This is a genomic window from Saccharicrinis aurantiacus (genome assembly GCF_001660705.2).
Lineage (GTDB): Bacteria > Bacteroidota > Bacteroidia > Bacteroidales > Marinilabiliaceae > Saccharicrinis > Saccharicrinis aurantiacus.
This window is the reverse complement of sequence record NZ_LYBV02000017.1, coordinates 74,973-101,370: the sequence shown is the minus strand read 5'-3', so window position 1 is coordinate 101,370 and position 26,398 is coordinate 74,973. Positions and strand designations below refer to the sequence as shown.

Below are 26,398 nucleotides of genomic sequence, written 5' to 3'. Positions count from 1 at the left end.
ACACTTCAAATTTTAATAACTCTAAAAATAATAGTATGAAAAACGTTAGTATTTTGTTTGTGGTAATGTTCTGCTTCTCGCTTACCGGTTTAGCGCAAAAGAACAAAAAGCCAAATATTTTAGTAATAATGGGTGATGATGTTGGTGCACCCAACCTTAGTATTTACGGTCACGGAATGATGGGGTATAAAACACCAAATATTGATCAAATAGGAAAAGAGGGATTAATGTTTACCGATTATTACGCAGAACAATCTTGTACTGCAGGTCGATCTGCATTTATTACAGGCCAGCATATTATTCGTACAGGGCTTTCAAAAGTTGGATTACCAGGTGCTGATGTTGGTATACAAGATCAAACAGCTACATTGGCAGAATTACTAAAACCTTTGGGATATGCCACAGGTCAGTTTGGTAAAAACCACTTTGGCGATCAAGATAAATACCTTCCAACAAATCATGGTTTCGATGAGTTTTTCGGAAACCTGTACCACTTAAATGCAGAAGAAGAACCAGAGCATGAAGATTGGCCAAGAGGAGCAGAGGCTGCAAGAGTGCCAAAACCAAGAGGTGTAATTCAATCATCGTCTGATGGAGCTATAAAAGATACAGGTCCGCTTACAAAAAAACGTATGGAAACTGTTGATGATGAATTTATGTCGGCAGCTTTTGAATTCATGGAAAATAAAACTGAAGAAGGAACTCCTTGGTTTACATGGATGAATACAACAGGTATGCACTTTTGGACACATGTTAGCGAAGAGTGGAAAGGCAAATCAGGTTTAAATGATTATGCCGATGGTATGTTAAAGTTAGATTGGATTGTTGGTCAGTTCACAGCTAAATTAAAGGAGTTGGGTGTTGATGAAAACACAATTGTAATCTTCACTACTGATAATGGTGTTCACCAAGCTACTTGGCCCGATGCCGGAGTAACCTGGTTTAATAACGAAAAAACTACCAACTGGGAAGGTGGATTTAGAGTTCCTTGTGTTGCTAAATTTCCTGAGAAGTTTGGCGTTGAACCAGGCACAATTATTAATGATGTAACATCACATCTTGATTGGGTTCCTACGCTTTTAGCAGCTGCAGGTGATAAAGATACTCCGCAGAAACTTCTTGATGGAACATTCCAGTCGAACGGTAAAACATTCAAAAACCACCTTGATGGTTATAATATGTTACCGTTATGGAGTGGTAAAACTGAAGAGAATCCACGAAAGTATTTTATTTATGGTACAGATGCTGCACAAATTTCAGCCATTCGTTTTGCTGATAGATGGAAAGCAATGTATATGGAACAAAAGCACCATGGACAAGATGTGTGGGTGTATAAATTAGAGCCATTAAAAGCGCCATTATTATTCGATTTAAGAATGGATCCTTTCGAAAAAGCACGCGAAACCAACTCATATCACGATTGGTATGCACGCCATATATTTATGTTTGGATGGGCAGGTAGTTATGTAATGGAATTTAAACAAACATTTAAGGACTATCCTGCAGCGCAAGCACCTGCAACATGGAATGTTACTGAGATGTAGTTTTTATAACCTAATAATTTTTAATCATGACAAATTTCTTAAAAGTTGCAAAAAACTCAGTGAAGCATTGGTATTTACTAACTATTTCAGGCTTAATATTTATAGCATTGGGTATCTGGGTATTTGCAACCCCGCTTGAATCATATTTAACTTTAGCATTCATATTTACGCTTTCGTTTTTAGTTTCCGGAACTTCTGAAATCATCTTTGCTATTTCAAATAGAAAAGAGATTGATGGTTGGGGATGGACACTCTCAATGGGATTATTAAATGTTTTAATAGGTATTATATTGTTGATTCATCCAGGAATATCTATTACTACATTACCCTTATTTGTTGGTTTCTCAGTAATGTATCGATCTATTTATGCAATAAGCATGTCTATCGACCTACGTAACTATGGAATTATGGAATGGGGCAATCTTCTTGCATTGGGAATTATCGGTCTGCTATTTTCATTTATACTAATTGCAAATCCGTTGTTCTCGGGCTTATCGTTGGTTGTAATTACTGGTAGTGCCTTTGTTATCGTAGGCATATATACTATTTACTATTCGATAAAGCTTAAACAACTAAATAAGCTTGCAAAAGGAATAAAAGGAGAATTGATCAATCAGTTTGAGGATTTAAAAAGCCAGTTACGTTCTGAGTTAGCTGGTAAATAATAGGGTTAATATTTATCACTAGTAGCTGGGCTGGAATATAGTTTCTGGCCCAGTTTACCTAACGCTTTTATTATGATCAAACATATCATTTTAGGTTTATTTATTATTTGCTATACATTCTTGAATGCGCAAGAGCACGAGCCAATGAGTGTGCATAATAAAAACACGCTCTCCATTGCCTTTGGATATGCTTACCTACCTGATGGCGTAAAAATAGAATCTCAAAATGATCTTGGTCACTTTGTTCCTTCCATTGGAATAGACTATATCAGAAAGCTATCTCATAAGTTTGAATTAATAGCTGTTGTTGATTTTGAATTAGACCATTATTTAGTTTCAGGAAAAGACATTATGCGCGAGAATGCAACTATAGTAGTAGTTGGAGCAATGTATAATATAATAGAACATTGGAGTGTAATGTTAGGTTCTGGAATTGAAATGGACAAGCACCATCAATTATTTGTAGCCAGAATTGGTACTGAATATGGCATTCATTTGTCGGATAAATGGGTCCTCAGTCCTGGAATATTTTACGATTACAAACATATTCACAGCACTTATTCCACATCGCTTGCCCTTGGTTATAATTTTTAGAATTAACCATTGAAAATTTCATAGTAAAGCTCACTCTTCCTTCAACCCTAGAAGAAAAGAATACATTTTATTTTAACGCCTAAACAATGAAAATAAAAATAATAGTACTTACTACAGTATTTGTTTTATCGCAAATGCTAACGGCACAGGATAACGATACCTCAGAGAAGCAACAACAAAAGGCTCAGAAGAAAGCACAGAAAGATTCCATAAGAGCTAAAAAAGTTGCCGATGGTAAATTTATCATTAGTCCAATTGTTGCCCCTGGATATACCCCTGAACTTGGCGGATTAGTTGCCTTTGGCGGATTAATGAGTTTTAAGACTGATCCTAACGATCAACTCATCCAAAGATCTTCATTTCCTGTTACACTGGCCTATACTACTACAGGTGCAGTTGTGGCAAATGGTATTTTAAGTTCCTATTGGTTCGAGGATAAATTACGGATATATGGCGATTTTTGGTATAAAGATATGCCCGATCACTATTGGGGAATTGGTTATCAAAATGGCTATGAGAAACCAAAGGGCGAAGAAACTACGGCGTATAATCGTCAGTGGTGGTGGTTTAATCCACGTTTCCTCTATCAGTTTAAGAAGAACTACTTTGTGGGCCTTAATGTAGATTACAATTATACCAAAGGAACAGATCCTAGTATGGGTGTAGAAGAGGACCCTAACTTCATTAAGTTTAAGGATAAACCATTGAATTCTGGTTTGGGTGTAATGCTAAGGTACGATTCGCGCGATATTCCTGTTGACTCAAGAGAAGGTATGCTCATTGATTTAGTAAGTACCTTTTACTCCACAGGATTAGGAGGCGATAATAATTATCAGATTTATGCACTTGATTACCGCCAGTTTGAAACCGTTAATAGAGATGGTATGACACTAGCTTGGCAACTAAAAGCAAGAGTTGCTGCAGGAGAGGTTCCTTACGGAGAAATGTCTCAGCTTGGAACTCCGTTTGATTTGCGTGGTTACCAATGGGGTAGGTTTCGCGACGAAAGTATGTTTTTCTTTTTAGCTGAATACCGACATATGTTTTTAGATAAAACAGGTGAAGTAGGTAAACATGGTGCAGTTGTTTGGGCTGGATCGGGTACTATTTTCGATTTTGATACATTGGAGGATAACAATAATCAATGGCTCCCTAATTTTGGTGTTGGTTACAGATTAGAACTTCAACCTCGCATGCATATGCGCCTCGATTACGGGATTGGACGCGAAACAAGCGGCATCTATTTTAATTTTAATCAAGCATTTTGATTTATACAATAACTATGAAAAAACAAACCATTTACATTCTAATAATTTCTTGTTTTACTTTGCTTGCAGCATGCCATAACAATAATGGTAAAAACAATAAAGACCCTCTTCCTTCATGGAATGAAGGAGACGTTAAAAAATCAATAATAAGTTTTGTTGAAGCTGCCATTGATGAAAATAGCTCCAACTATATCTCTATAGAAGATAGAATAGCCACATTTGATAATGATGGTAATCTTTGGTCAGAACAGCCTTATTATTTTCAATTAAAGTTTGCTATCGACCGAATTAAAGAACAAGCTGAGCAGCATCCCGAATGGGCTGAAACCTATCCTTACAAAGCTGTTTTGGATAATGATATGGAAAAATTAATCAGTTTTGGTAAGCATGGCATACTTGAACTAGTTATGGCTACACATGCCGGAATGAGCAGCGAAGAGTTTAATGCATCGGTACAAGCATGGTTCGAAAAAGCTAGGCATCCAAGGTTTGATAAAAAGTATAATGAACTCATTTATCAACCCATGCTTGAGTTACTTCAATACCTCCAACAAAATCAGTTTAAAACATTTATAGTATCTGGCGGCGGTGTCGATTTTATAAGAGTTTGGTCTGATGAAGCTTATAATATTCCATCTGACCAAGTAATTGGGAGCAGTTTAGCAGCAGAATTTGTTTTTGAAAACAATGAAATGATCATCAGAAAACTGCCTAAGATAAATTTTATTGATGATAAAGAGGGAAAGCCCGTTGGTATTCATCAATACATTGGTAAAAAACCGGTATTTGCTTCTGGTAATTCAGATGGTGATTTACAAATGCTGCAGTATACATCTTCAGGATCAGGACCAAGTTTTATGCTTTATCTGCATCATACAGATTCTGTGAGAGAATGGGCTTATGATAGAGACTCGCATGTTGGCCGATTAGACAAAGGTTTAGATATAGCCGAAAAAGAAGATTGGGCTGTTATTGACATGGCAAAGGATTGGAAGGTTATTTATCCCTTCGAAATAGAATAGAATTGCATACATTTTAATCATATAAATTTTAAAATTATGAATGAAGATATCTTAAAAGGAAAGTGGAAACAATTAGAAGGAGAAGTGATTAAGGAATGGGGTAAACTCACCAAAAATGACATCGAAGTTGTAAATGGCGAAGCAAAAATTCTGAAAGGAAAGATTCAAGAGAAATATGGCAAAACTGCTGAAGAAGCCGAAACGCAGCTAAAAAATTTCCTGAAGAAATTTGAAAAGTGATTTATCGGCCTCATACAGCATGAGTTTCCTCGTGTGGTAAATCATCCTATAACAACCCGGCAGCGTTCTAAGAGCTGTCGGATTTATTAACAAAACAAACTACTAAGGCCAACCGATTTTCATATCACTGTTGGTTTGGGTTGATATATTTGAGCGATTATTATTTCATTCAGTATACCCTTGGGTATTATTAAAGAGAGCAGCACGGCACAAAGAAACTCCATCAAGCCATAGAATTTTCGTTCAAGGTCATATACGAATAACTCAAGGCCTCTTGCGAATGATTATAAGTCACCTTGAAATCGCAACAACTAAAGTCGTTGATGTTAGCTGAAGCTGATTAAAAATCGAAACTAAATACTTGCATTTAAATGCATAGCTTGGAATAACGGAAGAAATAGTCAAAAAATAACCCACCTTGCAATGTTTTAATACATTGATGGTGGGTTTTTTAGTTTTAAGAAAGCGTGGTCTGCTTTGAAAACAAATAGAGGATAGCGATAAATATTCTTGCAATAACAAAACTAAGAATACCTAACATAGGGCTGAGTAAAGCCATTTTTAAACCATCGCCCAATAGCTTAGGTGTTAAATCATTATACTGCTGAAGCGTATCGAAGGCAACAATAAGTCCGAATGTTCGGCCTAAAACACCCCAAGCAATTGATAACCATCCAATCTGTTTAATAATGGCTATGGTTTTAAATACACTAGGGATCTTAAATAAACCACTAATAAATAATACGATTGATGCGAGTATCAAACAGAGTATAGTATAGGTAAATACCGGTCCTCCTTCATTTAGTTTTATTACAATTTGTTCTATTAAACTCATCTTAGGGTTTTAATTGCTTCGTTCCCGAATATAGCCTAAAATTAAAATAAATAAGCGATTTAGCATGAATGTGAATGCTGATAAAATGAAGCAAATAAAAACCATTTTTAATCCGCCTGCTAAGTGCTGCAATTTAAAATCGCAAATAGCAGTGGTTTTAATAGAGTCAAAAGCTACAATTAGGCCTAAAGCTATCCCAACATTTCCCCAGCCTAAGGAAAGCCAAGAGAAATTGGTAATTAGATTTTCAGTACTGGAATAACTTCGTTTTTTTAGTAAAGCTTGTGCAAAATAAATTGCCATGGCTACTGTAATAGCCAAAATTGGGTAGGTGAAAATAGCGCCACCTTCGTTTAATTTAATCAAAATTTGTTCCATCATAATAGGTTTTAAATGTTTGATGTAAAAGTAATGGTGCAGAATGCCTTATTTTTTGAAGTGCGGTAAACTACAGAAATAACAGGCTTAATAGCCGGAAGTACCATAGCAGACTAATATTGGTTAAATAGCAACTAAATTCAGTCATTCGTCTACATTGTGCGGAGTAAGGGGAATTCTAAGTATAACAATCGTTATATTTGTTATTATGTATATCAATATTAATAAACAATGGAGTTCTGTTTTAAAACCAATAATCACCTGGCTTATTGTTTTTGGGATATATACATTATTCTTTAGTTTCAATAATAGTAATTACCGTTATTCATTGTCCATTTCATTGTGCATAACAGCACTATCGGCCATTGTAACTTACATTTTCACCAAACGCTTATTTCCTAAATTTCTGTTCGAAGGAAAATACGTGTACTTTCTTCTGTATAGCTTTTATGTGATGGTTTTTGCTTCGTATGTTATTGTAATCACCATGTATGGTTACTTATTTTTCATGTTTGATTTTAACATGGAAGTCTTTCCATCAATGAGCAAAAGTTTTTCTTCAATATTTTTATTAATCTTAATTATTACAGGTTTAATTGCTTCCTACGATTTACTTAAATTTAACCATAGCACAGTGCTTAATAACCAAGGTTTAAAGCAAAAAATAGTGGAGAATCAACTCGAGTTTAAAACCCAAGAACTGAATTATTTAAGAGCGCAACTGAATCCTCATTTTCTATTCAATACCTTAAATACTTTGTATGGTTTATCCATAAAGCAATCGGATTTAACTTCGGCGGCTATCTTAAAGCTCTCAAGTTTGATTAATTATTCGCTTTACAAAGCAAATAAACTAAGTGTGTTATTGCAAGATGAAGTAGATCATTTAAATGAGTACATGGAAATGGAAATGCTTCGTTTTGGAGATAATTTGCATATTAAAAAGCGCATAAGTGTTATACCCGATACTATTTGCATTCCGCCAATGATGCTCATTACTTTTGTTGAGAATGCCTTTAAGCACGGTCGTTTGGCAAGTGGGAATTTGAGAATAAGTATCCGATTAAAAATTATAGATGAATCCTTATTATTCATCATTGCCAATAGTAAACCATCTAAACCAATAGAAGAATTACAAGGAGGATTGGGCATTAAAACCCTTGAAAAGCGCTTAAAGTTGAATTATAACGATGGCTATACTTTACGAACCATCAATACAAGTGATGCCTTCTTTTCGGCTTTAGTTATCAAAAATATAAACCCTAATTTATGACTCAAATAATAAATTGCCTAATTGTTGACGACGAGAGAATTGCCTGCGAAATAATTGAAAGTTATCTGAAAAAAATAGCCAATGTAAACATTGTAGGAATGTGCTATAATTCGATTGAGGCATTGGATTTAATCAATTCAAAGGAGGTTGATTTAGTGTTTATGGATATTCATATGCCAGAACTATCGGGTTTATCATTGGCTAAATTAGTGGGGGATCACACTAAAATAATTTTTACTACGGCGTACCGCGAATATGCTTTGAATGGATTTGAGCTTAAGGCCATAGATTATCTGCTAAAGCCCATTTCGTTTGAACGGTTTATACAAGCCATTAATACTTATAAAGAAAGGGTGTTGACGGTGCCAACAGAACAGGTGAAAAGTGCTGATAATTCCCTTTCTAATGAGTTTATTTATGTGAGGTCGGAAAGAAAAATGGTTAGGGTTAATTTTAATGAGGTGCTTTATATTGAAAGCTTGAGCGATTACCTGAAAATAAACTGTGAGGATAAAGAAATTATTACCAGAGAAACCATCTCGAATATTGAGGAGAAGCTTCCAAAATGGTTTGTTAGAATTCACCGATCGTTTATTATCCCACTTCGTAAAATAGATTCATATACGCATGAATTGGTTGAGATAAAAGGGAAGGAGCTACCAATTAGCAGAAATTATAGAGATAGCGTGTTGGAACAAATTAAAATACCATCAAGTACTAATGAATAGCACTTGATGGTATGGGTATACACTTTAATATTTCCATTTATTGGCAAGCTTCACAAGCGAAAGCATAATAGGAACTTCAACCAAAACACCCACTACGGTAACCAAGGCTGCGGGAGAATCTAATCCAAATAAGGCAATGGCAACTGCTACAGCCAACTCAAAAAAGTTACTGGCACCTATCATGGCAGAAGGAGAACAGATGGCATGTGGTAACTTTAACTTTCGTCCGCTAAACCAGGCCACAAAAAATATAAAATACGTTTGTATGGTAAGTGGTATCGCTATCAGTAAAATTATTAAGGGATTGGCCGTAATAATATCGCCCTGAAAGGCGAATAATAATACCAATGTAAGCAATAATGCCACAATAGAAACAGGCTTAAACTTAGGCAGAAACTGCGTTTTATACCATTCTTCGCCATGTTTTTTAATCATTAACTTATTGGTAATAATTCCCGCTACAAGCGGAACCACCACAAATATAACTACACTGGCCACAAGCGTATCGTACGGAACATGCACATTAGTAATGCCCAATAATAAACCCACTATGGGCACAAAAGCCACCAATATAATTAAGTCGTTAACCGACACCTGAACCAATGTGTAGTTCGGATCTCCATCAGTAAGGTAACTCCACACAAAAACCATGGCTGTACACGGTGCTGCACCCAATAAAATTGCTCCGGCTATGTATTCGCCAGCTTGCTCGGGGCTAATAAAAGCACCATATAGCTTACTAAAGAAAACCCATGCAAAAAAGGCCATGGTAAAAGGCTTAATAAGCCAATTTATAACCAGGGTAAGTATAATTCCTTTGGGACGTTTACCTACATTTTTAATGCTTGAAAAATCTATTTGAAGCATCATAGGATAAATCATAAGCCAAACTAAAATGGCTACGGGTATATTTACCTTAAATAACTCAAGTTCACTTAGTATGCCAACGCTATCGCCGGCAAAATGGCCTATGGCTATGCCTACACTTATGCATAGCGCCACCCATAAGGATAAATATTTTTCAAAAAATCCTATTTCTTTTTTTGATTCCGTCATGCTAATGCAATTTATAACTGCGGCTTAATATCCTCAGTATATAGTTTGTAGAATGCTTCTTTTATTTCGTCGCGTACGCGGATAAACTCGCTCCAAATAAACTCCTCAGTTCCTGTGGCGTGCGATGGATCGTCGAAACCAATGTGTAAACGTGTTTTTACTTTACCTATAAAGGCCGGACAAGCCTCGTTGGCGCCACCACATACGGTAATAACATAGTCCCATTCCTGGCCCAAAAATTTGTTAACCGAGTCGGAAGTATGCTTGCTAATATCCATACCTATTTCGGCCATTGCCTTAACAGCTCCGGCATTTAACTTGCCCGAAGCTTCGGTTCCGGCAGAGTATACCTCTAATTTATCATCAAATGATTGTAAAAAGCCGTGTGCCATTTGGCTTCTACAGCTATTGCCTGTGCATAATATTAAAACCTTCATACTATTATAATTTTACTAACATTTATATTCGCTATTATCTACTTCGCTTAAAAAAGCAGACATTATTTGCTTCAATTCTTTTACTTTTTCGGTATTTAGGCAATATTTGGTTTTAACACCTTCTATATTACCCTTTATCAGCCCAATGTTTTTAAGTTCTTTTATGTGCTGATTCACCGTGGTTCTGCCCAATGGTAATTGCTCCGATATATCGCCTGTGATACAAGTATTTATTGTGGCCAAATAATTCAATATTTGTATCCTTGCGGGATGCGATAAAGCCTTAAAATAACTGGCTTGTTCAGTCAGTTCTTCGCTAAATAATTCGGATTTCTTTTGTACCATAGTTTCTTATTTGACGCAAACATACGTCGAATATTTTAAAAGTGACGTATAATTACGTCTAATTTAATATTATTTATAACTATTCAGTAGTAAGACAAAAGTATAAAGACAAAAGACTTAGGATGTTACAACTTTTCTTTTTTTAAGAACTTTTTTTTAAAAAATAGTTCAATTAATGAAATTCTAGCAAAATCATATTCCTTTTATCACACTAGCAAAAACTTTAATTATTTGATAATCTTTATACTTTTGTCTTTATACTTTATACTGAATAGTAACAATTATTTAAATGTTAAGTGTTTTGATGATCCTCTGTAAATCAGCTTTAGCGTAAGGCCATTTAATTTTTGTAGTTTTACACAGATATTATAAACCCGCATTTTGCATTAGAGCTTCAACATGAGTAGGAATCCGATGAGTTACACCACAATCATTATTTCGTTTGTAATCTATTTAGTATTATCTATTTTAATTTACTTCATGTACCAAGGAGGCGATTACACGGGGAGTGATGCAGCCGGAAATGGCATGGCAAAGGGCTTCGCAATTTTAATTTCCTTGGCACTTTATACCATTGCAACCTTGTTTTACCTTGGGTTTAATGTGTATGCCTACAATAGCGCACATGTATGGTGGTTTAAGGTGCTTACCTTTTTGCCGGCCATACCATGGTTGTATATTTTATCCACTATAAAGTGATGTTATAACAATTCTTTTTTCGAATGAACCCATGCGTTCAAAAATTAATTACCGCCACTGATAATTAAACTGTGACACTTGTAATTGGCCTACAGGCTTAAATAACTACATAAAAAAAGTCAGCTCACACAAGCTGACTTTCATAATATCCCTTCAGTAAACACTTTAATTCAATTTAATGCTGCGTTGCTTCACAGTTTACTTAGTAGGAATAACTTTTTTAGGATTTACTCCTTTTATCTTTTTAAACATCTCGGAGAATTTAGATAGGGTGTTGTATCCCAAATCGTAACTCACTTCGGTTACGGTGTATTTACCAGATAATAAGCGACGATAGGCTTCCTCCATTTTCGAATGTGTATAAAACTTGTAAATACTCATATTAAAAAGAGACTTAAAGTCGCGATTTAGTTTTGAGGAGCTAATGGCAAATTCTTCGGCAATCGACTCCACATTAATACTGTCTGTTAAGGAATTTAATAAACGTTTTTTAATCTGCATCAGACGCTTATAATCGTCAATGTGCAATCCGTTTAAATCATCATCCTTCATTTGCTCCAACATTTTCATGATGACTGCCAATATCTCTAAACCACGTGCCTTAAGCAGCGCTTTGGCAGCAAAACCACCTCTATGGTATTGCAGTATATCATCAACTAATTTATACACTTGGTGCGGAGGGGATATGTGATAGGCTAAACCTTCGGTGGTGCTATACATTCTGTTGAGTAAAGGCTCTATTTCGGGTATTAATTTTATTAAGGCCTTTTTCTCAAATTTAATGGAGATGGCTTTATGGGGTACTTTAGCAGGAAAATCGCCTGTTAAAGGGAACAAGCCGTTGTAAAAGAAAATACCTTTTGTGCTCTCGGCTTCAAGATGCTGCAATTGGTTATCATACTCCAGGGTATAGTGACCTGTGTGCACGACGATGAGATGCAAGAATTCAGGATTGTTATCTGGTAAGCGCAATAGTTTAATACCATCAGGATGGGTCACCTCAGACACCGATAATTCAATATTATTGGCTATTTCAGTAATCGAACCTATAAGTTCAATATTCCCTTGCTTGTAGTAATATGAATCTGATTTTAGTTCACCGCCAAAATGCTTATGAAATGTACTGATATAGTTAATAAAAGGGCCTTCTTGAAGTTCAAGAACTAAAGGTTCTTTTGTATCCATGGTATTGCTTCTTTCACGCAAAATTAGGATTTGTTAGTTCAGCTACAAGTTTTTAACTCTTTTTTATGATTTAATTACACATAATTATCATCACTTAAAATGAAAAAGAAAGCTAGGGGCGATGCTGCAAATGACGTTTGTGTAAATTATGGTAAGATGAGAGACATTCCGCCAGGCACATTGCCTAGCGGTAGTCTGCTCACTGTTATTTAAATCATTTGTAGTCAATTTGAACTTTAATCAATTCACCTTCGAAATGATTAGGTGTTTCATAGTCTTCAGAAATTGGTGTACCTGTATCTTCACCAACATCAAAAGTTTCGTCAAGAGAAATACGAATTGGAATGGTATTTCCAATTTCTCCTTTAGCTACTTTTTTGCCATTTACTAGCATAGTTGCTATTCCAGGACCTCCGAAACCGTTACCCTTATAATCAAAGTCGATGGTAACTGTTGATTTACCTAATGGTAAGGCATTTTTAGACACTACCTCGTAACGCTCAGTACCTACATAGTTGTAGTGGTATACTAATTTTCCGTCTCTTAGGTAAAGTCCGTAACCAGCCGGTCTACCACCTTGAGTTACAATAACACCGTTGGTTCCTTCTTCTGTTAAGTTAATTTCAGCAGAAATCGAGAACGATCTGTTTTTCAAGTCAGGAGCACTTCCTTCTGGTATTCTTACCATTCCTGGGTAATAAGTAAAAGAAGTACGATCGCCCGCATGACTTGGGCGGTTTGACACGGCAAAACGTGGTAAGATATTATCGTCTAAAGGCAATACATTGTATTTTGTAGCTTCTACCAAGAACAGGTCTTTCATCTCCTGTAGTTTTTCAGGGTATTCTGCTGCAAGATCGTTAGACTGACTAAAGTCTTCTGCTACGTTATATAATTCCCACTCATATTCTGTGTGTGCATTTTCCGAAGTAGGAACAATAATCCAAGGTGCAGATTTTGGTGTAGTACCAGCTACCCATCCATCGTGATAGATGGCTCTACGTGCAAATATTTCGAAATACTGTGTAGTACGTGTCGATGGTGCATCAGGATTATCAAAAGTATATACCATACTTGTTCCTTCCATAGGCTTTTGATCAACGCCATTTACTTTAGTAGGAGCAGGAATGTTAGTTGCTTCTAATACTGTTGGCAATACATCAATTACGTGGTGGAATTGAGAACGAATTTCACCTTTAGCCTTAATTTTATCAGGCCAAGAAATAACCATTCCGTTACGAGTTCCACCAAAGTGCGATGCTACAATTTTTGTCCATTGGAAAGGTGTAGCCATTGAGTGCGCCCATCCTGCAGGTTTGTGGTTGAAATGTAAAGGTCCACCAAGCTCATCTCTTTCGTATGCACCTCTAATGTCTTCCCATTTCTCTTGAACACCGTTAAATACGGCAATCTCGTTTAATAAACCTTGGTCGCCACCTTCACCACCAGGTCCGTTGTCTCCTTGAATATAGATGACAAGCGTGTTATCTAAACGGCCTGTTTCTTCAATGGCATCTAATACACGGTTAATTTGGTAATCACAGTGACTAAGAGCAGCAGCATAAACCTCCATCATACGAGCAAATACTTCTTGGTGCTCTTTGTCTAACGAATCCCAAGCTTGTATCGCATCCGGACGTGGTGTTAGTTTTGTTCCTGGAGGAATAATACCTAAATCCAATTGTTTTTGGTGAATTTCTTTTCTTAATTCATCCCATCCCATGTCGAATTGACCTTCGAATTTTTTAATCCAATCTTTAGGAGCGTGGTGTGGAGCATGTGTTGAACCAGGTGTATAATAAACCATAAATGGTTTTTCAGGAGCAATAGAATTCAGCATACGGATACGATCGATCGTTTGATCAGCCATATCTTTATCAAAGTGATAATCCTCTTTGTAAGGAGGTTCAATAGGCGTAGTGTTTTCGAATAATGCTGGTGCAAATTGGTGACAATCACCACCAAGGAAACCATAGAAATACTCAAAGCCTAAACCTGTAGGCCAGAAATCGTAAGGTCCGGCTTGGCTATTGTGCCAATCTGGTACATTGTGGTTTTTACCATACCAAGCAGTGTTGTATCCATTCTCTTTTAAAATAGTACCAATACCAACTAATGATTGTGATGTTAATGTGTTGTAACCAGGGTATCCAACACCTAACTCCATAATAGATCCGTTACCACCGGTATGGTGATTACGCCCTGTAAGTAGGCCAGTACGTGTAGGCGAACATTGAGCTGTTGTATGAAATTGGTTAAAAATTAATCCATCCTTTGCCAAACGGTCGAACGCTGGCGTTGGAATAGGACCACCAAATACTTCAGAGGCAGAGAAACCTACATCATCAGTCATAATAATTAATACATTGGGAGCTCCTTCTGGTGGGGTAACCATTTCAGGGAAATCCATTTCCGAATCGGATGGAGTAATACCTATCTTACCTTTAAAAGGTAGTTCTGGAATGGGAAGAATTGAACGATTAAATGGGTCATTGCCATTATTCTGTTGCGCAGTGGCAACCGAAAACGAAGTAATGATAGCCAGTAGTAATAAAACTGAAATCTGTTTCATAAAGTGTATATTAAATAGTAATTGTCTTTTTTAGAAGTTCCATTCTTTATTGTGCATGTTAACAGTATGCACATGTACGCTGGAATTCTACTTCACAAAAATCATTTAATTGTAGCAGACTTATTATTCCAAAATACCCAATAACTATTCCATAATTGTCATTTTTTGAATAGAAATACATCCAACAATATCGCATTATCAGTGAATTAAAGATGACTGTTTTGGGAAAATGATTGGGTATTATCGGATAATAAATCAGTCTTTCATATTCAATCTTTGCCAAGATTTTTAAATACATATCAATTAAAAGTAATAGTATTCATATGAATATAAAGTACATTTTTTCTTTAGTGGTAATGTTAGGATTATTCAGTCTTACACATGGACAAACCATTCAGAACAATCAAGAGGTCACTCCTGAGATTGAAAAAGAACGAGCGGAGCAAGATGAAAAAAAGGATAAATCAGAAGTAAAAGAAGGAAAGTTATATTTAGCACCAATTCCTATATTGGTTTCTAATCCTGCTTTTGGATTTATGTACGGAGGTGCAGCTTCAGGTAGTATATTTTTAGGTGATCCTAGTACTACAAAGATGTCTAACGCTATGATAACAGCTGCACACACTTCTAAGAAGCAAACTTTATTCACGTTAAAATCTACGGTTTATACGAACGAAAACAATTGGATGTTGCAGGGTGATTATCGTTTGTTTTTCTCGTCGCAGCCTACCTACGGATTGGGTACTGGTTCGGGTTCTAACACACTTACACCAGGTGTATCTCCTTTCGAGAGTGAAGATGAGTTAGGTGATGAAGAGCCTATGGAATTCGATTTAATTCGTTTTTACCAAACAGCATTGTATCAGGTTAAGCCAAGTTTCTATTTAGGTATTGGTGCACATTACGATAGATACAGCAACATTAACGATTTGGCTTTAGACAAAGAGAATGGAAATTATACACACCATTACACTTATAGTATGAAGCATGGTTTTGATCCAACAGGTTATACCATTGCCGGAGTTTCAGCCAATGCTATTTACGATACACGTGATAACATTGCTAATCCTTACACCGGACGTTTTGCAAATATCCAGTACAAGTATAACGCTGAGTTTTTAGGTAGCGATCAAAGTTCATCTACCTTATGGTTAGAGTATCGCGATTACTTTAGTTTATCAGACGAAGTGCCACGTAACTTAATTGCAGTGTGGACATATGCAAACCTTACTACTAGTGGAACATTGCCTTACATGGCTTTACCATCAGTAGGATGGGATCAAATGGGCCGTTCAGGTAGAGCTTTTGCTCAAGGGCGTTGGAGAGGTGATGATTTATTTTATGCTGAAGCTGAGTACCGTTTCAGGTTACCAATACTAGCAAAAAATCCAGACTTATTTGGTGGAGTAGTATTTGCCAATGCATCTTCTGCTTCGGCTAACGATGCCAATGTTGATTTATTTGATAGTTGGGCACTTGGTGCAGGTGTTGGTTTACGTATTCAAATACAAAAAGCTACACGTACAAACTTTGGTATAGATTACGGTGTGGGTACCAATGGTGCCAAAGCATTGTATTTAAATCTAACAGAGTATTTTTAATAGAAGTAGAAAAATAGGAAAGGCTTTGTAATTGACATACGGTTATAAAAGCAACATATTCATATAAGTTTAATATAAATTATAAATGATGAAGAAAATAATAAACTTACTTTTAGTAGTTTTGGTTCTTGCGTCTTGTGCACCACAACAAGGTAAAAGAACTGAGGGTGATGGCAACACATTACCCAAAAGCTTGCCAGAGTTTAACGGTAAAATAGGTGAAACCTTTGAAACGTCTGAGCAAGATTATCCACAGCCATTTAAGGCTCCAGAAGAGGCGCCTAATGTTATTATAGTATTATTAGATGATGTTGGTTTCGGACAAACAGGAACTTTCGGAGGGCCTATACCAACGCCAGCGTTAGATGAATTAGCAGAAGAAGGGATATCTTATACTCGTTTTCATACAACAGGTATTTGTAGTCCAACACGTGCGGCTATGTTAACAGGAAGAAATCATCACCAAGTTGGTTTCGGAACAATCTCTGAATTATCAACAGGTTACCCGGGTTACCATAGTATCTTAGATAAAAAAGCAGCTACTGTTGCCGAAGTGTTAAAGCAAAACGGATACGGTACTGCTGTATGGGGAAAATGGCATAATACGCCTGACTGGGAAACAAGTCCTGTTGGACCTTTCGACAGATGGCCAGTTGGTTTAGGATTCGAATATTTTTATGGTTTCCAAGGTGGTGAAACAAGCCAATGGGAGCCTCAACTTATCAGAAATACATTAAGTGTTGAACCTCCTAAAACACCAGAAGAGGGTTATCATTTAACTGAAGATCTTACAGAAGATGCCATTAGATGGATGCGTCAGCAGAAATCTGTTTCTCCTGAAAAGCCATATTTTATGTACTTCTCTACAGGTGCGGCTCATGCTCCACTACATGTATCAGAAGAATGGATTGAAAAGTTCAAAGGTCAGTTCGACGATGGTTGGGATGCCATGCGCGTAAAAACATTCGAGCGTCAAAAAGCAATGGGTATAATTCCAGAGAATACCGTTCTTACTGAGCGTCCGGATGCAATTCCATCTTGGGATGAGCAAACAGACGAAGCTAAAAAATTATATGCTCGCCAAATGGAAGTATTTGCTGGATTCTTAGCTCATACAGATCATTATGTAGGTAAACTTATTGACGAAGCACGTGCACTTCCTGGTGGAGAAAATACCATGGTAATGTATGTAATTGGCGATAACGGAGCTAGTGCCGAAGGTAGTTTAACAGGTACGCTTAACAACCTAATGACTCAAAATGGATTCCCAGATAATGTTGAAAGACAATTAGCTGTTTTAGATGAAATTGGTGGTCCTAAACACGAAAACCATTATGCTGTGCCTTGGGCTTGGGCCGGAAGTACTCCATTTAAATGGATGAAGAGAGTACCATCACACTTTGGTGGAACACGTAATGGTTTTATCGTTTCATGGCCAAAAGGAATTAAAGCTAAAAACGAAAAGAGAACTCAATTTCACCACTTAGTTGATATTGCTCCAACTATTTACGAAGCTGCAGGAATCGAATTCCCAACTAGTGTAAATGGTGTTGAGCAAACTCCATTGGCTGGAGTACCTATGAACTACTCTTTTGAGAATGCATATGTTGAAGGCACTAGAAAAACGCAATATTTCGAAGTAGGTGGTCATAGAGCTATTTATCACGATGGATGGGTAGCCGGATCGTTCCATGGTGTGCCATGGCAGTTGAGTGGTTCTGTTGGTTTCGAAAACGATGTTTGGGAACTATATAATATAGAAGAAGATTTTTCTCAGGCTAACGATTTAGCTGAGCAATATCCAGATAAGCTTGAAGAGTTAAAAGCAATATTTAACGAAGAGGCCAATAAATATGATGTATTCCCTCTTGACGATCGTTTTGTTGAGCGTGCCTTTAATAAAGCTCGCCCTTCTATTACAAAAGGAAAAAGACATTTTAAATATTTGTCTGGAACAAAAAGAGTTCCTGAAGGAAGTGCACCACAGGTATATGCTTTAGATCACACCATCTCTGCTAAATTGAATTTCAAAAAAGGCGACGAAGGAGTTATTGTAGCTAATGGCGGTAGCGCTGCTGGATACACATTATTTGTGAAGAATAACAAATTGTGTTACACCTACAATTTCTTCCATGAGAACTATTACAAAGTAGTTTCTAATATCAACGTACCTGCAGGTGAGATTGATGTTAAAATGGTTTACAAACAATCAGATGAAAAACATCATGGAGCTGGTGGAGTTTCTACCTTGTTTATAAACGGAAAACAAGTGGGTACTACTAAAATCGAAAAAGTTGTTCCTTTCAGATACTCAGCAACAGAAACAATGGATATTGGTATGGACCTTGGTTCTACCGTATCATCAGAGTACCGTACTCCGTTTGAGTACACCAATACAATTGAGTATGTAGAATTTACGCTTGACTAATTAATTCTTACATAGTGGATTATTTCCACCTATACATTTCCCTTCATCATAGCGATGAGGGGATTTGTGTTTTATACCAAATATTTTAGTATGCGTAATGCAAAAAAAGTCAGCTCACACAAGCTGACTTTCATAATATCCCTTCAGTAAAAACTCTAATTCAATTTAATGCTGCGTTGCTTCACTACATTATTAGCAGCGCTAACTTTATTCGCTATTTTTTCGCAAGGCTCCATAAAATCAGCATCGTCCATTGCCTGAACTAAGCGAAGATAGGGGATAAGCTTGTTGTTTAATTCCGCTACCAATTCCTTTTTTAGCGCACTAGCATTCGAATTTTGTTCCACTTTATTGATGGCATCCTTATAGTTATGCTGACTAGTAATAAATTCGTCTTCTTGCGTTTCAAGTGCAGTTACCATATCGCCCACAGTTGGCAACATGGCTATGCTAGCACTTATTTCAGGCTTTTTAAAATCGGCAAAGTACGATTTCAGTTGTGCCGATTGCGCCGAAAAGCCCAAGTTATTAAGCTCCGATCCGTAATTATCAATAATGGCATCCACTTGCTTAGCCGCATTGGCAATACCCTGGTCGGGATGCATTTGATACGCCGAAACCATATTCCTAATTGAACTGTATAATTTATCACGTTTGTTATCGAGCTCTTCCAATTCCGATTCGGCCTTATTGCGGCTAATGGCCTCAATTAATTTGCCCAATCGCATCTGAATAGAAGCTACAATACGATTTAAACGCCCATCTGCTGCGAGCAAATCATCGCTGAAATCTAACAAAATCTCTTGTGTTAAACCTGCTACTTCTGAATTTCGCATGTGCGAAATGGCTTTCTGTATTTTCTTCATATGTTAAACATTAAGTTATTAAAATGAGTTGCGATTTTTAGCTAAGGCATACTTACCCCAATTACTGCCTCTTGTGCGAGAAACAGGCCTCGCAACTCGGTTAATTCTGATTTAAAATAGTTACTAAAGGGATAAACGTTTATACTATCATTCGTTTTACTAATGTGGATTTTCGCAAAGCCCTGCTGCACTTTTTTGGTGGCTTGTGGGTTTACGTGCGCCTCTGCTGCAAATTTTTCAGCCCTTGCGTATTAACGCAAGCCTATGCTGCAAACTTCTGATGCCATGTTGGTTTATGAACGCCACCGCTGTAATTTTCTGATGGCTTACGGATTTGTGCAAAGCTCTGCTGCTCTTTTCCGGGGCCTTGCGGGTTTACGCATGCCTTTGCTGCAAATGTGATGCAATGTGTAAATAAACAAAAGCCAATACCATGCTAGCCGAAGCTTAACACAAGTGCAGCTAAGTGCAATACTGATGCTCCTTTTTAATATTGTATAGGCCGAAAGGCATGCAGAGTCTATTAAATATAAGGTGTGAAATTATGGATGGACTTTGATGTTTGTAGCTTTTAATAGGCACGTTTGTGCGATGAAATACTGGGTAATTGGGGTTCATATAATAAAGATTAAAAAGAGGTTTTATATTTTTTGTTTAAAAGAATACATATATGAAAATAATGAAATTCAGTACTATATCAAATTCTGAAATAAAAAAATAGCGGCATTTAGTTTCAGATGTATTCATTACAAACAACAGCTAAACAAGCTAGAAGTAATGATTGCAGCTAAATACCGTTGCTTATTTATTATGTATATAAATTACATAGGTTTAAACATTTATCATAAGTGATATTTGTTTGTTTTATGTACTTTCAGGGCAAAATAATAGCCATATAGATGTATCGACATAAAAGATGGGATACGGAATAGTTGGCAACATTAAACCTCAGCATAATTATGAGAATAAACATTTTAATAATATTTCTATCTTTTTTTTCAATATCGAAGTCGCAAAAAGACTTTCAACAGGTAGCGAGCGAACAAGCTGGAAAAATGATAGAAGCATGGAATAAAAAGAATTCGCGTGACTTTGTAGAGTGTTTAACTCATAGTCAATACGACAATAAAGAAAAGTTTATAGAAATTTGGGAGAATGTAATGACCAAAGATTCAAGAATTCTGACTAACCTAGAATTGATAAAATTTATTGAAAGTAACAACACTCAACAAGCCTATTTTAGTTTGAGTTTTGGAGGGAAAAAATGTGGAATTATTGGGATTTCTATAGATAATGGAATCACTTGGCATTTTACGCAACCCATTGTAAGATTTAATTATTCTCAATTAAAGGAGTCCTTTATTCCAGAACTTGACACCTCATTTATATCTTTTGACGAAGACTATAAGTCTAAAATAAATTTTGAAATAGGTACAAATCTTAAACAGTTCAAATTTGAGAAATTAGATGGTGATATAGTAGAAATCAGAAATTATGAAGGTAAAGTAGTAGTTCTTAATTTTTGGAATACATCATGCGGACCTTGTGTTGCGGAAATACCTAGACTAAATGAGCTTTCTTCTAGTATGAATAATAAAAATGTGGTTTTTATAGCTCCTGCTTTACAACAGAAAAATAAGGAATTAATAACAAGTTTTTTAGATAAGCATCCTTTCAATTATGAAGTCGTCTTTTGTGATTTTAAAAAGGTGAACATAAATTATATGCCAACTCATATCATTTTAAATAAGAATTTGGAAGTTATTGCAAAACTGATTGGAGGTAATGCAGAGAACATTGTTAAAATGGAAAGAATATTAAAGTCTCTCTAAAAAAAAAACGTTGCCTAACACGCTGGCATAATGCATAAGGGGTGAGTAGATATTTGGTAGTTATTTGGAAATTTGATCACCGCCAAATCTTTGATTTTATTTAGGTAAAGTATAAGTTTATAAACAAAATAAAAGCTTTGGCTCAGGGGAGTTTTAGAAGGTTTGGTTTTTCAAAACCTTTACGTATCATCCAACCACCGTTAGGTGGTATAATTAAGACTGTTTCAAGTAAGACAATATTTAAATTAATAATCAATATGAAAACAAATCTTGAAGTACTAATAGTGCTATTGGTGCTAACAGCTTGTCAAGGAACACAAAATCATATTAACAAGGAAACTGTTTTAAATAATATATCACATGTTGAAGATAGTATTCATTATGAGATTGATAGTTTAGCTCGCCTTTGTGACATTTTAGGATTAAAAAGTCAACGGGTTGATATAGGTGACTGTAAACTATATTGCGAAACAGAAGGAAAAGGTATTCCATTAGTTCTAATAAATGGAGGACCAGGAGGAACTCATCATTATTTTCATCCGTGGTTTTCAGAAGCATCAAAGTATTGTAAAGTTATTTATTATGATCAGAGAGGGTGCGGAAGGTCAGACTTTGAATCAGGGAAAAATGGATATTCTTTTGAACAGGCAGTTGAAGACCTAGATAGATTGAGGCAAAAACTTGGAATTAAAAAATGGGTTGTTGTTGGTTATTCATACGGGGGAGCAATTGCTCAGTTTTATACAGCTACTTATCCAGAAAATACAATTGGAACAGTATATATCGGAGCAAAACCATTAATTAAAGATGATGCCCTGAATGGAACACAACAGTATGATTATACTAGTGAAGAGGAAAGGCAGAAGATAAAAGAGTGCTATAAATTATACAGAAAGAACGAAATTACATTTTTCCAACTTCTTTACAATAAAGGATTAAATGGAGACTGGAAGCGTCAGCATTATTATAAGCCAACTAATGAAGAACTAATTCGAGCTTCATTATATGAATGGATTAATGACAAGGGGTTTAACAGCACAATGTCGGCAAGCGTTGGAAGATATAACTTGGAAGGTATTTTTGAGAAATGCCCAATCCCCACATTGCTTTGCGAAGGTAAATGGGATTTAACATGGAAAGCAGAAAAAAAAGAATTGATGCAGAAGTATCTTCCTAATGCTGATTATGTTTTATTTGAACAATCAGGGCATAACATATTTTCAGAAGAACCAGAGTTATTTTTTTCAGTTCTAGAAAACTTTGTTTGTGACCTAACAAAAGTACCTGAAGATACTTTACACATATGGAAAGAGGAATCTAGTAGAATTATTAGTGAACAACAAAATATGTTCAAGCGTGAAATAGAATTTTTTACGTTGATTAAGGCAGAAGGCATAAAAAAGTCGATCGGCTATTATAAAACACTAAAAGCAGACAATCCGAATGTTAAAGTATTTTCTGAATCAGGAATGAATAGGTTTGGATACTCTTACTACAAGCGGAATGACTATACGACAGCAATTCAACTTTTTAAAATGAATATTTCTGAATATCCGGAGTCATGGAATGTTTATGACAGTTTAGGGGAAGCATATTTGGCAAACGGAAATAAGGTTGAAGCTGTCAAAAACTATGAAAAATCACTAGCATTGAACCCTAATAATGAAGCTGGAAAAAAGGTTCTAAAAGAAATTACAACACTTAACAAATTGGAATAAACAATGTGAAGGAGGATTTTGCTGATTATGATAATTCGGCAATATAAAAGAAACAGGTACAATTAAACATTGAATTGGTTAATAAGATGAGAATAGCAATAGCACAAATAGAGGCAATAAAAGGAAATATTGAGCAAAACCTAGTCACCCATTTAAAATGGATAAAGCAAGCCGTTCAGAATAACGCAGATATGGTGGTTTTTCCTGAGTTGTCATTAACGGGTTACGAACCTGATTTAGCTGAAGGGCTTGCTAGTAATCAAGAGGATATAAGATTTGATGAGATTCAGCATTTATCTGATAAAAATGGAATTACAATTGGCGTTGGCTTACCAACAAAAGCGGATGGAGATACCTTCGTAAGTATGATTATTTTTCAAGCCAATAAGAAGCGAACTACCTATTCAAAACAATATTTATATCCACCAGAAGCACCGATTTTTAAAGCAGGCAAAAATCCACTAGTTCTAAAGTTTGATACAGAAATTGTAGCTCCGGCTATTTGTTATGAAGCATCAAATAAAGCACATTGCGAGTTTGCAAAACAAAATAATGCAACTATTTATATAGCAAGTGTATTAAGCTCAATAAATGGCATTGATGCTGAACTAAAAAAGCTTTCTAACATAGCTAAAAACAATAAGCTGCTAACTTTTATGGCCAACTATGTTGGTAAATCAGGAGGTTATGAATGCGCAGGTAAATCATCAATTTGGAATGAAAAAGGGGAGTTAATTGGGCAGCTCGGAGCTAAAGAAGACGGTTTAATTATTTATGATACAACTTCTAGAGATATAATCACTGCCACTAAATAATGCATTATTAATAATAGTATGCTACAAAAAATAAAATCACAGAAATAATTCTATAACATTAGAAATTGCCCCATTATTTTAACTACCAATACCCTGCAAATTGTTGCTGCAAGCTTACTTTTGAGTGATCACATAGTATTGGTAATAACTAACTAAGAAAAATGAAAATAGTACCACTAAAAATAAAAGATAATTTAGGCCGATTAATTACCATCCGAGAATGTGAAATAGAAGATTCCGAAAGTTTGCAGTCTTGCGTAAAATCGTATTTGCGAAGTGGTTTTATACCATTAACTGAGCCAGAGTTTTCAGAAATGGCCAAAACTCATACTGACTGGATTAACAAATTTAAGAATGGAAAAAATGACCTTCTGTTAGTGGCTGAATATAAAGGAGAGATTGTCGGAAATGTTGATTTAATGTTTACTGAGCGAGAAATGCTTAAACATACTGGCTATATCGGAATGGGTATCCATGAGGATTGGCAGGGTCAGGGTATTGGTACTGAGCTTTTAAAAATACTTTTATCGTGGGTTGATAAAAATGCCGACATTGAGGCCACTTGGTTACAAGTATTTAATACTAATCAAAGTGCACTTAAGCTATATGCTAATTTAGGTTTTGAGAAAACAGGGGTGCAAAGAAAATTTATAAAAACCAAAGAAGGTTCCTACATTGATAATATTATTATGACCAGATACACACAGTAGAATCTATACCATCACCAAAAAGTACAAAAGTCCTATTCTTAAAAAAAACAACCAATGAAAAAAAAGAATCTCACGCTAGTTATTGCCATATGTGCGCTGTTATTTGTGCCATATGCCCTTGCTGCTAAAAAAGAAAAACCAAATGTTTTAATCATCTGTGTTGATGATTTGAGGCCTGAATTAAACTGTTATGGGGCCTCTTATATTTCGTCGCCTAACATTGATAAATTGGCAAAAAATGGGGTTTCATTTCAGCAACACTATGTCAATGCTCCAAGTTGCGGACCATCGCGCTACACGTTACTAACAGGGCAGTATGGTTCAGCAAAGAACAATGCTATTTTTGTTCGCGCAGAAGAAATAAAAACCGGAAATAAAACAATTGACCCGAGCATGCCAGAGTGGTTTAGAACGCATGGATACACTACGGTTTCAGTGGGGAAGGTGTCGCATCACCCTGGCGGAAGAGGTGGTGCCAATTGGGATGATGATTCGGTAATAGAAATGCCCAATGCATGGGATAAGCACCTAATGCCCGTTGCAGAATGGCAACACCCAAGGGGCGCGATGCATGGATTAGCTCATGGCGAAATCAGAAAAAATGCAAAGGATATGGATGTTTTTCAAACTGTGGAAGGCGATGATACAATATATCCTGATGGAGTGATTGTCAACGAGGCTTTAAAGCAATTACAAATACTTACAGCAGACGATGAGAAACCATTTTTTATGGCTGTGGGTATTATTAAACCACATTTACCTTTTGGGGCACCAAAATCCTATTTCGATATTTATGAGAATTGTAAACTTCCAGCTATTCATCATCCTCATAAACCAGTAGGTAAAACTACTTGGCATGGATCAGGCGAATTCAATAGGTATAATACATGGGGTAAAGATGCCAATAATGATGCGGCTTTTGCTGATGACGTAAGGCGCCATTATGCAGCATGTGTAAGCTATGCCGATGCGCAAGTTGGAAAAGTGTTGGCTGAATTAAAAAGGACTGGTGTAGATAAAAACACCATAGTGGTACTTTGGGGCGACCATGGTTGGCACCTAGGCGAACATGCCATATGGGGTAAGCATAGCCTGTTTGAAGAGTCTTTGCATTCACCAATGATCATCCACTACCCAGGTATGAAGCACAAGGGAACCAAAACCAATGCTGTTGTTGAAACACTAGATATTTTCCCCACTCTGTGCGATCTAACTAAAGTTGAATTCCCAACATTTGCCCAGGGCGTATCCTTGAGAGGCATTTTAGAACAACCACATCAGAAAGGTCATTATGCAGTGGCATATAAAAGCAATGCATCTACCATAAGAACCGAAACGCATCGATTAACGCTTCATAAAAATGGTTTTGTTGAGTTATATGATCACACCAGTGCAGAAAAAGAAACCAAAAATATAGCTGATGAAAATCCTGAGTTGGTTAAAGAATTAGTAGCAGCCTTGAATCTAAAGCTACAGAAATAAAATACCTTAAATTCTGTCACATTAAAAGGCGTTTCTGAAGCAATATCAGAAACGCCTTTTCTATGCTTATACCAAAAACATCATCAAATGATTGATATAAATTGT

At 36.1% G+C, this 26,398-nt stretch carries 24 protein-coding genes; 16 read left to right on the top strand and 8 right to left on the bottom strand.

The features are described from left to right. Window positions 1–35: 35 nt before the first annotated feature. From A8B35_RS06260 to A8B35_RS06235, 6 genes are all read left to right on the top strand, one after another. Window positions 36–1,544: an arylsulfatase gene (locus A8B35_RS06260; RefSeq protein WP_075602486.1), complete on the top strand. Its 1,509-nt coding sequence runs from the start codon at window positions 36–38 to the stop codon at window positions 1,542–1,544. Between the two features lie 26 nt (window positions 1,545–1,570). Continuing rightward, window positions 1,571–2,209 (top strand): HdeD family acid-resistance protein, encoded by a 639-nt coding sequence (locus tag A8B35_RS06255; RefSeq protein WP_075602485.1) that lies wholly within the window; start codon window positions 1,571–1,573, stop codon window positions 2,207–2,209. A gap of 72 nt (window positions 2,210–2,281) precedes the next feature. After that, complete coding sequence (locus A8B35_RS06250) at window positions 2,282–2,803, top strand: hypothetical protein (protein ID WP_075602484.1); 522 nt, start codon at window positions 2,282–2,284, stop codon at window positions 2,801–2,803. Window positions 2,804–2,889: 86 nt separating this feature from the next. Then, window positions 2,890–4,071 carry a BamA/TamA family outer membrane protein gene (locus A8B35_RS06245; protein ID WP_075602483.1) on the top strand — a complete coding sequence of 394 codons (1,182 nt, stop codon included), beginning with the start codon at window positions 2,890–2,892 and terminating at the stop codon, window positions 4,069–4,071. Between the two features lie 14 nt (window positions 4,072–4,085). Further along, window positions 4,086–5,093 (top strand): HAD family hydrolase, encoded by a 1,008-nt coding sequence (locus tag A8B35_RS06240; protein WP_075602482.1) that lies wholly within the window; start codon window positions 4,086–4,088, stop codon window positions 5,091–5,093. Window positions 5,094–5,129: 36 nt separating this feature from the next. Then, a complete protein-coding gene (locus tag A8B35_RS06235) occupies window positions 5,130–5,333 on the top strand; it encodes a CsbD family protein (protein ID WP_075602481.1) in 204 nt (67 codons plus the stop codon). Window positions 5,334–5,790: 457 nt separating this feature from the next. Here A8B35_RS06235 and A8B35_RS06230 read toward each other — a convergent pair whose 3' ends face one another. Both A8B35_RS06230 and A8B35_RS06225 read right to left on the bottom strand, forming a co-directional pair. Then, window positions 5,791–6,168, bottom strand: a complete 378-nt coding sequence (locus tag A8B35_RS06230) for a MotA/TolQ/ExbB proton channel family protein (protein WP_075602480.1) — start codon at window positions 6,166–6,168, stop codon at window positions 5,791–5,793. 9 nt (window positions 6,169–6,177) lie between these two features. Further along, window positions 6,178–6,546: a hypothetical protein gene (locus A8B35_RS06225; RefSeq protein WP_075602479.1), complete on the bottom strand. Its 369-nt coding sequence runs from the start codon at window positions 6,544–6,546 to the stop codon at window positions 6,178–6,180. A 208-nt stretch (window positions 6,547–6,754) separates the two neighbouring features. On the opposite strand from A8B35_RS06225, the gene A8B35_RS06220 reads away from it, so the two are divergent. Together A8B35_RS06220 and A8B35_RS06215 are read left to right on the top strand one after the other, a co-directional pair. After that, entirely contained in the window at window positions 6,755–7,819 is a 1,065-nt protein-coding gene (locus tag A8B35_RS06220) for a sensor histidine kinase (RefSeq protein ID WP_075602478.1), read from the top strand. Continuing rightward, on the top strand, window positions 7,816–8,547 hold the full coding sequence (locus A8B35_RS06215; protein WP_075602477.1) for a LytR/AlgR family response regulator transcription factor: 732 nt from the start codon (window positions 7,816–7,818) through the stop codon (window positions 8,545–8,547). Before A8B35_RS06220 ends, A8B35_RS06215 begins: the two co-directional genes overlap by 4 nt. Before the next feature lie 24 nt (window positions 8,548–8,571). On the opposite strand, the gene arsB is transcribed toward A8B35_RS06215, so the two are convergent. From arsB to A8B35_RS06200, 3 genes are read right to left on the bottom strand one after another with little or no spacing between them, the layout of a single operon-like run. Beyond that, window positions 8,572–9,603, bottom strand: a complete 1,032-nt coding sequence (gene arsB / locus A8B35_RS06210; RefSeq protein WP_075602476.1) for an ACR3 family arsenite efflux transporter — start codon at window positions 9,601–9,603, stop codon at window positions 8,572–8,574. Between the two features lie 11 nt (window positions 9,604–9,614). Beyond that, on the bottom strand, window positions 9,615–10,040 hold the full coding sequence (locus A8B35_RS06205) for an arsenate reductase ArsC (protein WP_075602475.1): 426 nt from the start codon (window positions 10,038–10,040) through the stop codon (window positions 9,615–9,617). Window positions 10,041–10,055: 15 nt separating this feature from the next. Further along, complete coding sequence (locus A8B35_RS06200; protein ID WP_075602474.1) at window positions 10,056–10,385, bottom strand: ArsR/SmtB family transcription factor; 330 nt, start codon at window positions 10,383–10,385, stop codon at window positions 10,056–10,058. Between the two features lie 399 nt (window positions 10,386–10,784). Between A8B35_RS06200 and A8B35_RS06195 the strand changes: the two genes are divergently transcribed. After that, window positions 10,785–11,084, top strand: a complete 300-nt coding sequence (locus tag A8B35_RS06195) for a hypothetical protein (RefSeq protein WP_139314828.1) — start codon at window positions 10,785–10,787, stop codon at window positions 11,082–11,084. Between the two features lie 198 nt (window positions 11,085–11,282). Here the strand turns inward: A8B35_RS06195 and A8B35_RS06190 are convergent, their stop codons facing one another. Together A8B35_RS06190 and A8B35_RS06185 are read right to left on the bottom strand one after the other, a co-directional pair. Beyond that, entirely contained in the window at window positions 11,283–12,269 is a 987-nt protein-coding gene (locus tag A8B35_RS06190) for a helix-turn-helix domain-containing protein (protein ID WP_075602472.1), read from the bottom strand. 214 nt (window positions 12,270–12,483) lie between these two features. After that, on the bottom strand, window positions 12,484–14,841 hold the full coding sequence (locus A8B35_RS06185) for an arylsulfatase (RefSeq protein ID WP_083634345.1): 2,358 nt from the start codon (window positions 14,839–14,841) through the stop codon (window positions 12,484–12,486). 323 nt (window positions 14,842–15,164) lie between these two features. Between A8B35_RS06185 and A8B35_RS06180 the strand changes: the two genes are divergently transcribed. Both A8B35_RS06180 and A8B35_RS06175 read left to right on the top strand, forming a co-directional pair. Continuing rightward, on the top strand, window positions 15,165–16,442 hold the full coding sequence (locus A8B35_RS06180; RefSeq protein WP_083634344.1) for a BamA/TamA family outer membrane protein: 1,278 nt from the start codon (window positions 15,165–15,167) through the stop codon (window positions 16,440–16,442). A gap of 88 nt (window positions 16,443–16,530) precedes the next feature. Beyond that, complete coding sequence (locus A8B35_RS06175; RefSeq protein WP_139314827.1) at window positions 16,531–18,870, top strand: arylsulfatase; 2,340 nt, start codon at window positions 16,531–16,533, stop codon at window positions 18,868–18,870. 155 nt (window positions 18,871–19,025) lie between these two features. Here A8B35_RS06175 and A8B35_RS06170 read toward each other — a convergent pair whose 3' ends face one another. Beyond that, window positions 19,026–19,736: a DUF6261 family protein gene (locus A8B35_RS06170; protein WP_075602470.1), complete on the bottom strand. Its 711-nt coding sequence runs from the start codon at window positions 19,734–19,736 to the stop codon at window positions 19,026–19,028. A gap of 959 nt (window positions 19,737–20,695) precedes the next feature. On the opposite strand from A8B35_RS06170, the gene A8B35_RS06165 reads away from it, so the two are divergent. From A8B35_RS06165 to A8B35_RS06145, 5 genes are all read left to right on the top strand, one after another. After that, entirely contained in the window at window positions 20,696–21,568 is an 873-nt protein-coding gene (locus tag A8B35_RS06165; RefSeq protein WP_075602469.1) for a TlpA family protein disulfide reductase, read from the top strand. Between the two features lie 257 nt (window positions 21,569–21,825). Then, window positions 21,826–23,286, top strand: a complete 1,461-nt coding sequence (locus A8B35_RS23555) for an alpha/beta fold hydrolase (RefSeq protein ID WP_075602468.1) — start codon at window positions 21,826–21,828, stop codon at window positions 23,284–23,286. Window positions 23,287–23,372: 86 nt separating this feature from the next. Continuing rightward, window positions 23,373–24,101 (top strand): carbon-nitrogen hydrolase family protein, encoded by a 729-nt coding sequence (locus tag A8B35_RS06155; protein ID WP_075602467.1) that lies wholly within the window; start codon window positions 23,373–23,375, stop codon window positions 24,099–24,101. A gap of 161 nt (window positions 24,102–24,262) precedes the next feature. After that, window positions 24,263–24,811 carry a GNAT family N-acetyltransferase gene (locus A8B35_RS06150; protein WP_075602466.1) on the top strand — a complete coding sequence of 183 codons (549 nt, stop codon included), beginning with the start codon at window positions 24,263–24,265 and terminating at the stop codon, window positions 24,809–24,811. 54 nt (window positions 24,812–24,865) lie between these two features. After that, entirely contained in the window at window positions 24,866–26,293 is a 1,428-nt protein-coding gene (locus A8B35_RS06145; RefSeq protein ID WP_075602465.1) for a sulfatase, read from the top strand. The last annotated feature ends 105 nt before the right edge of the window (window positions 26,294–26,398 follow it).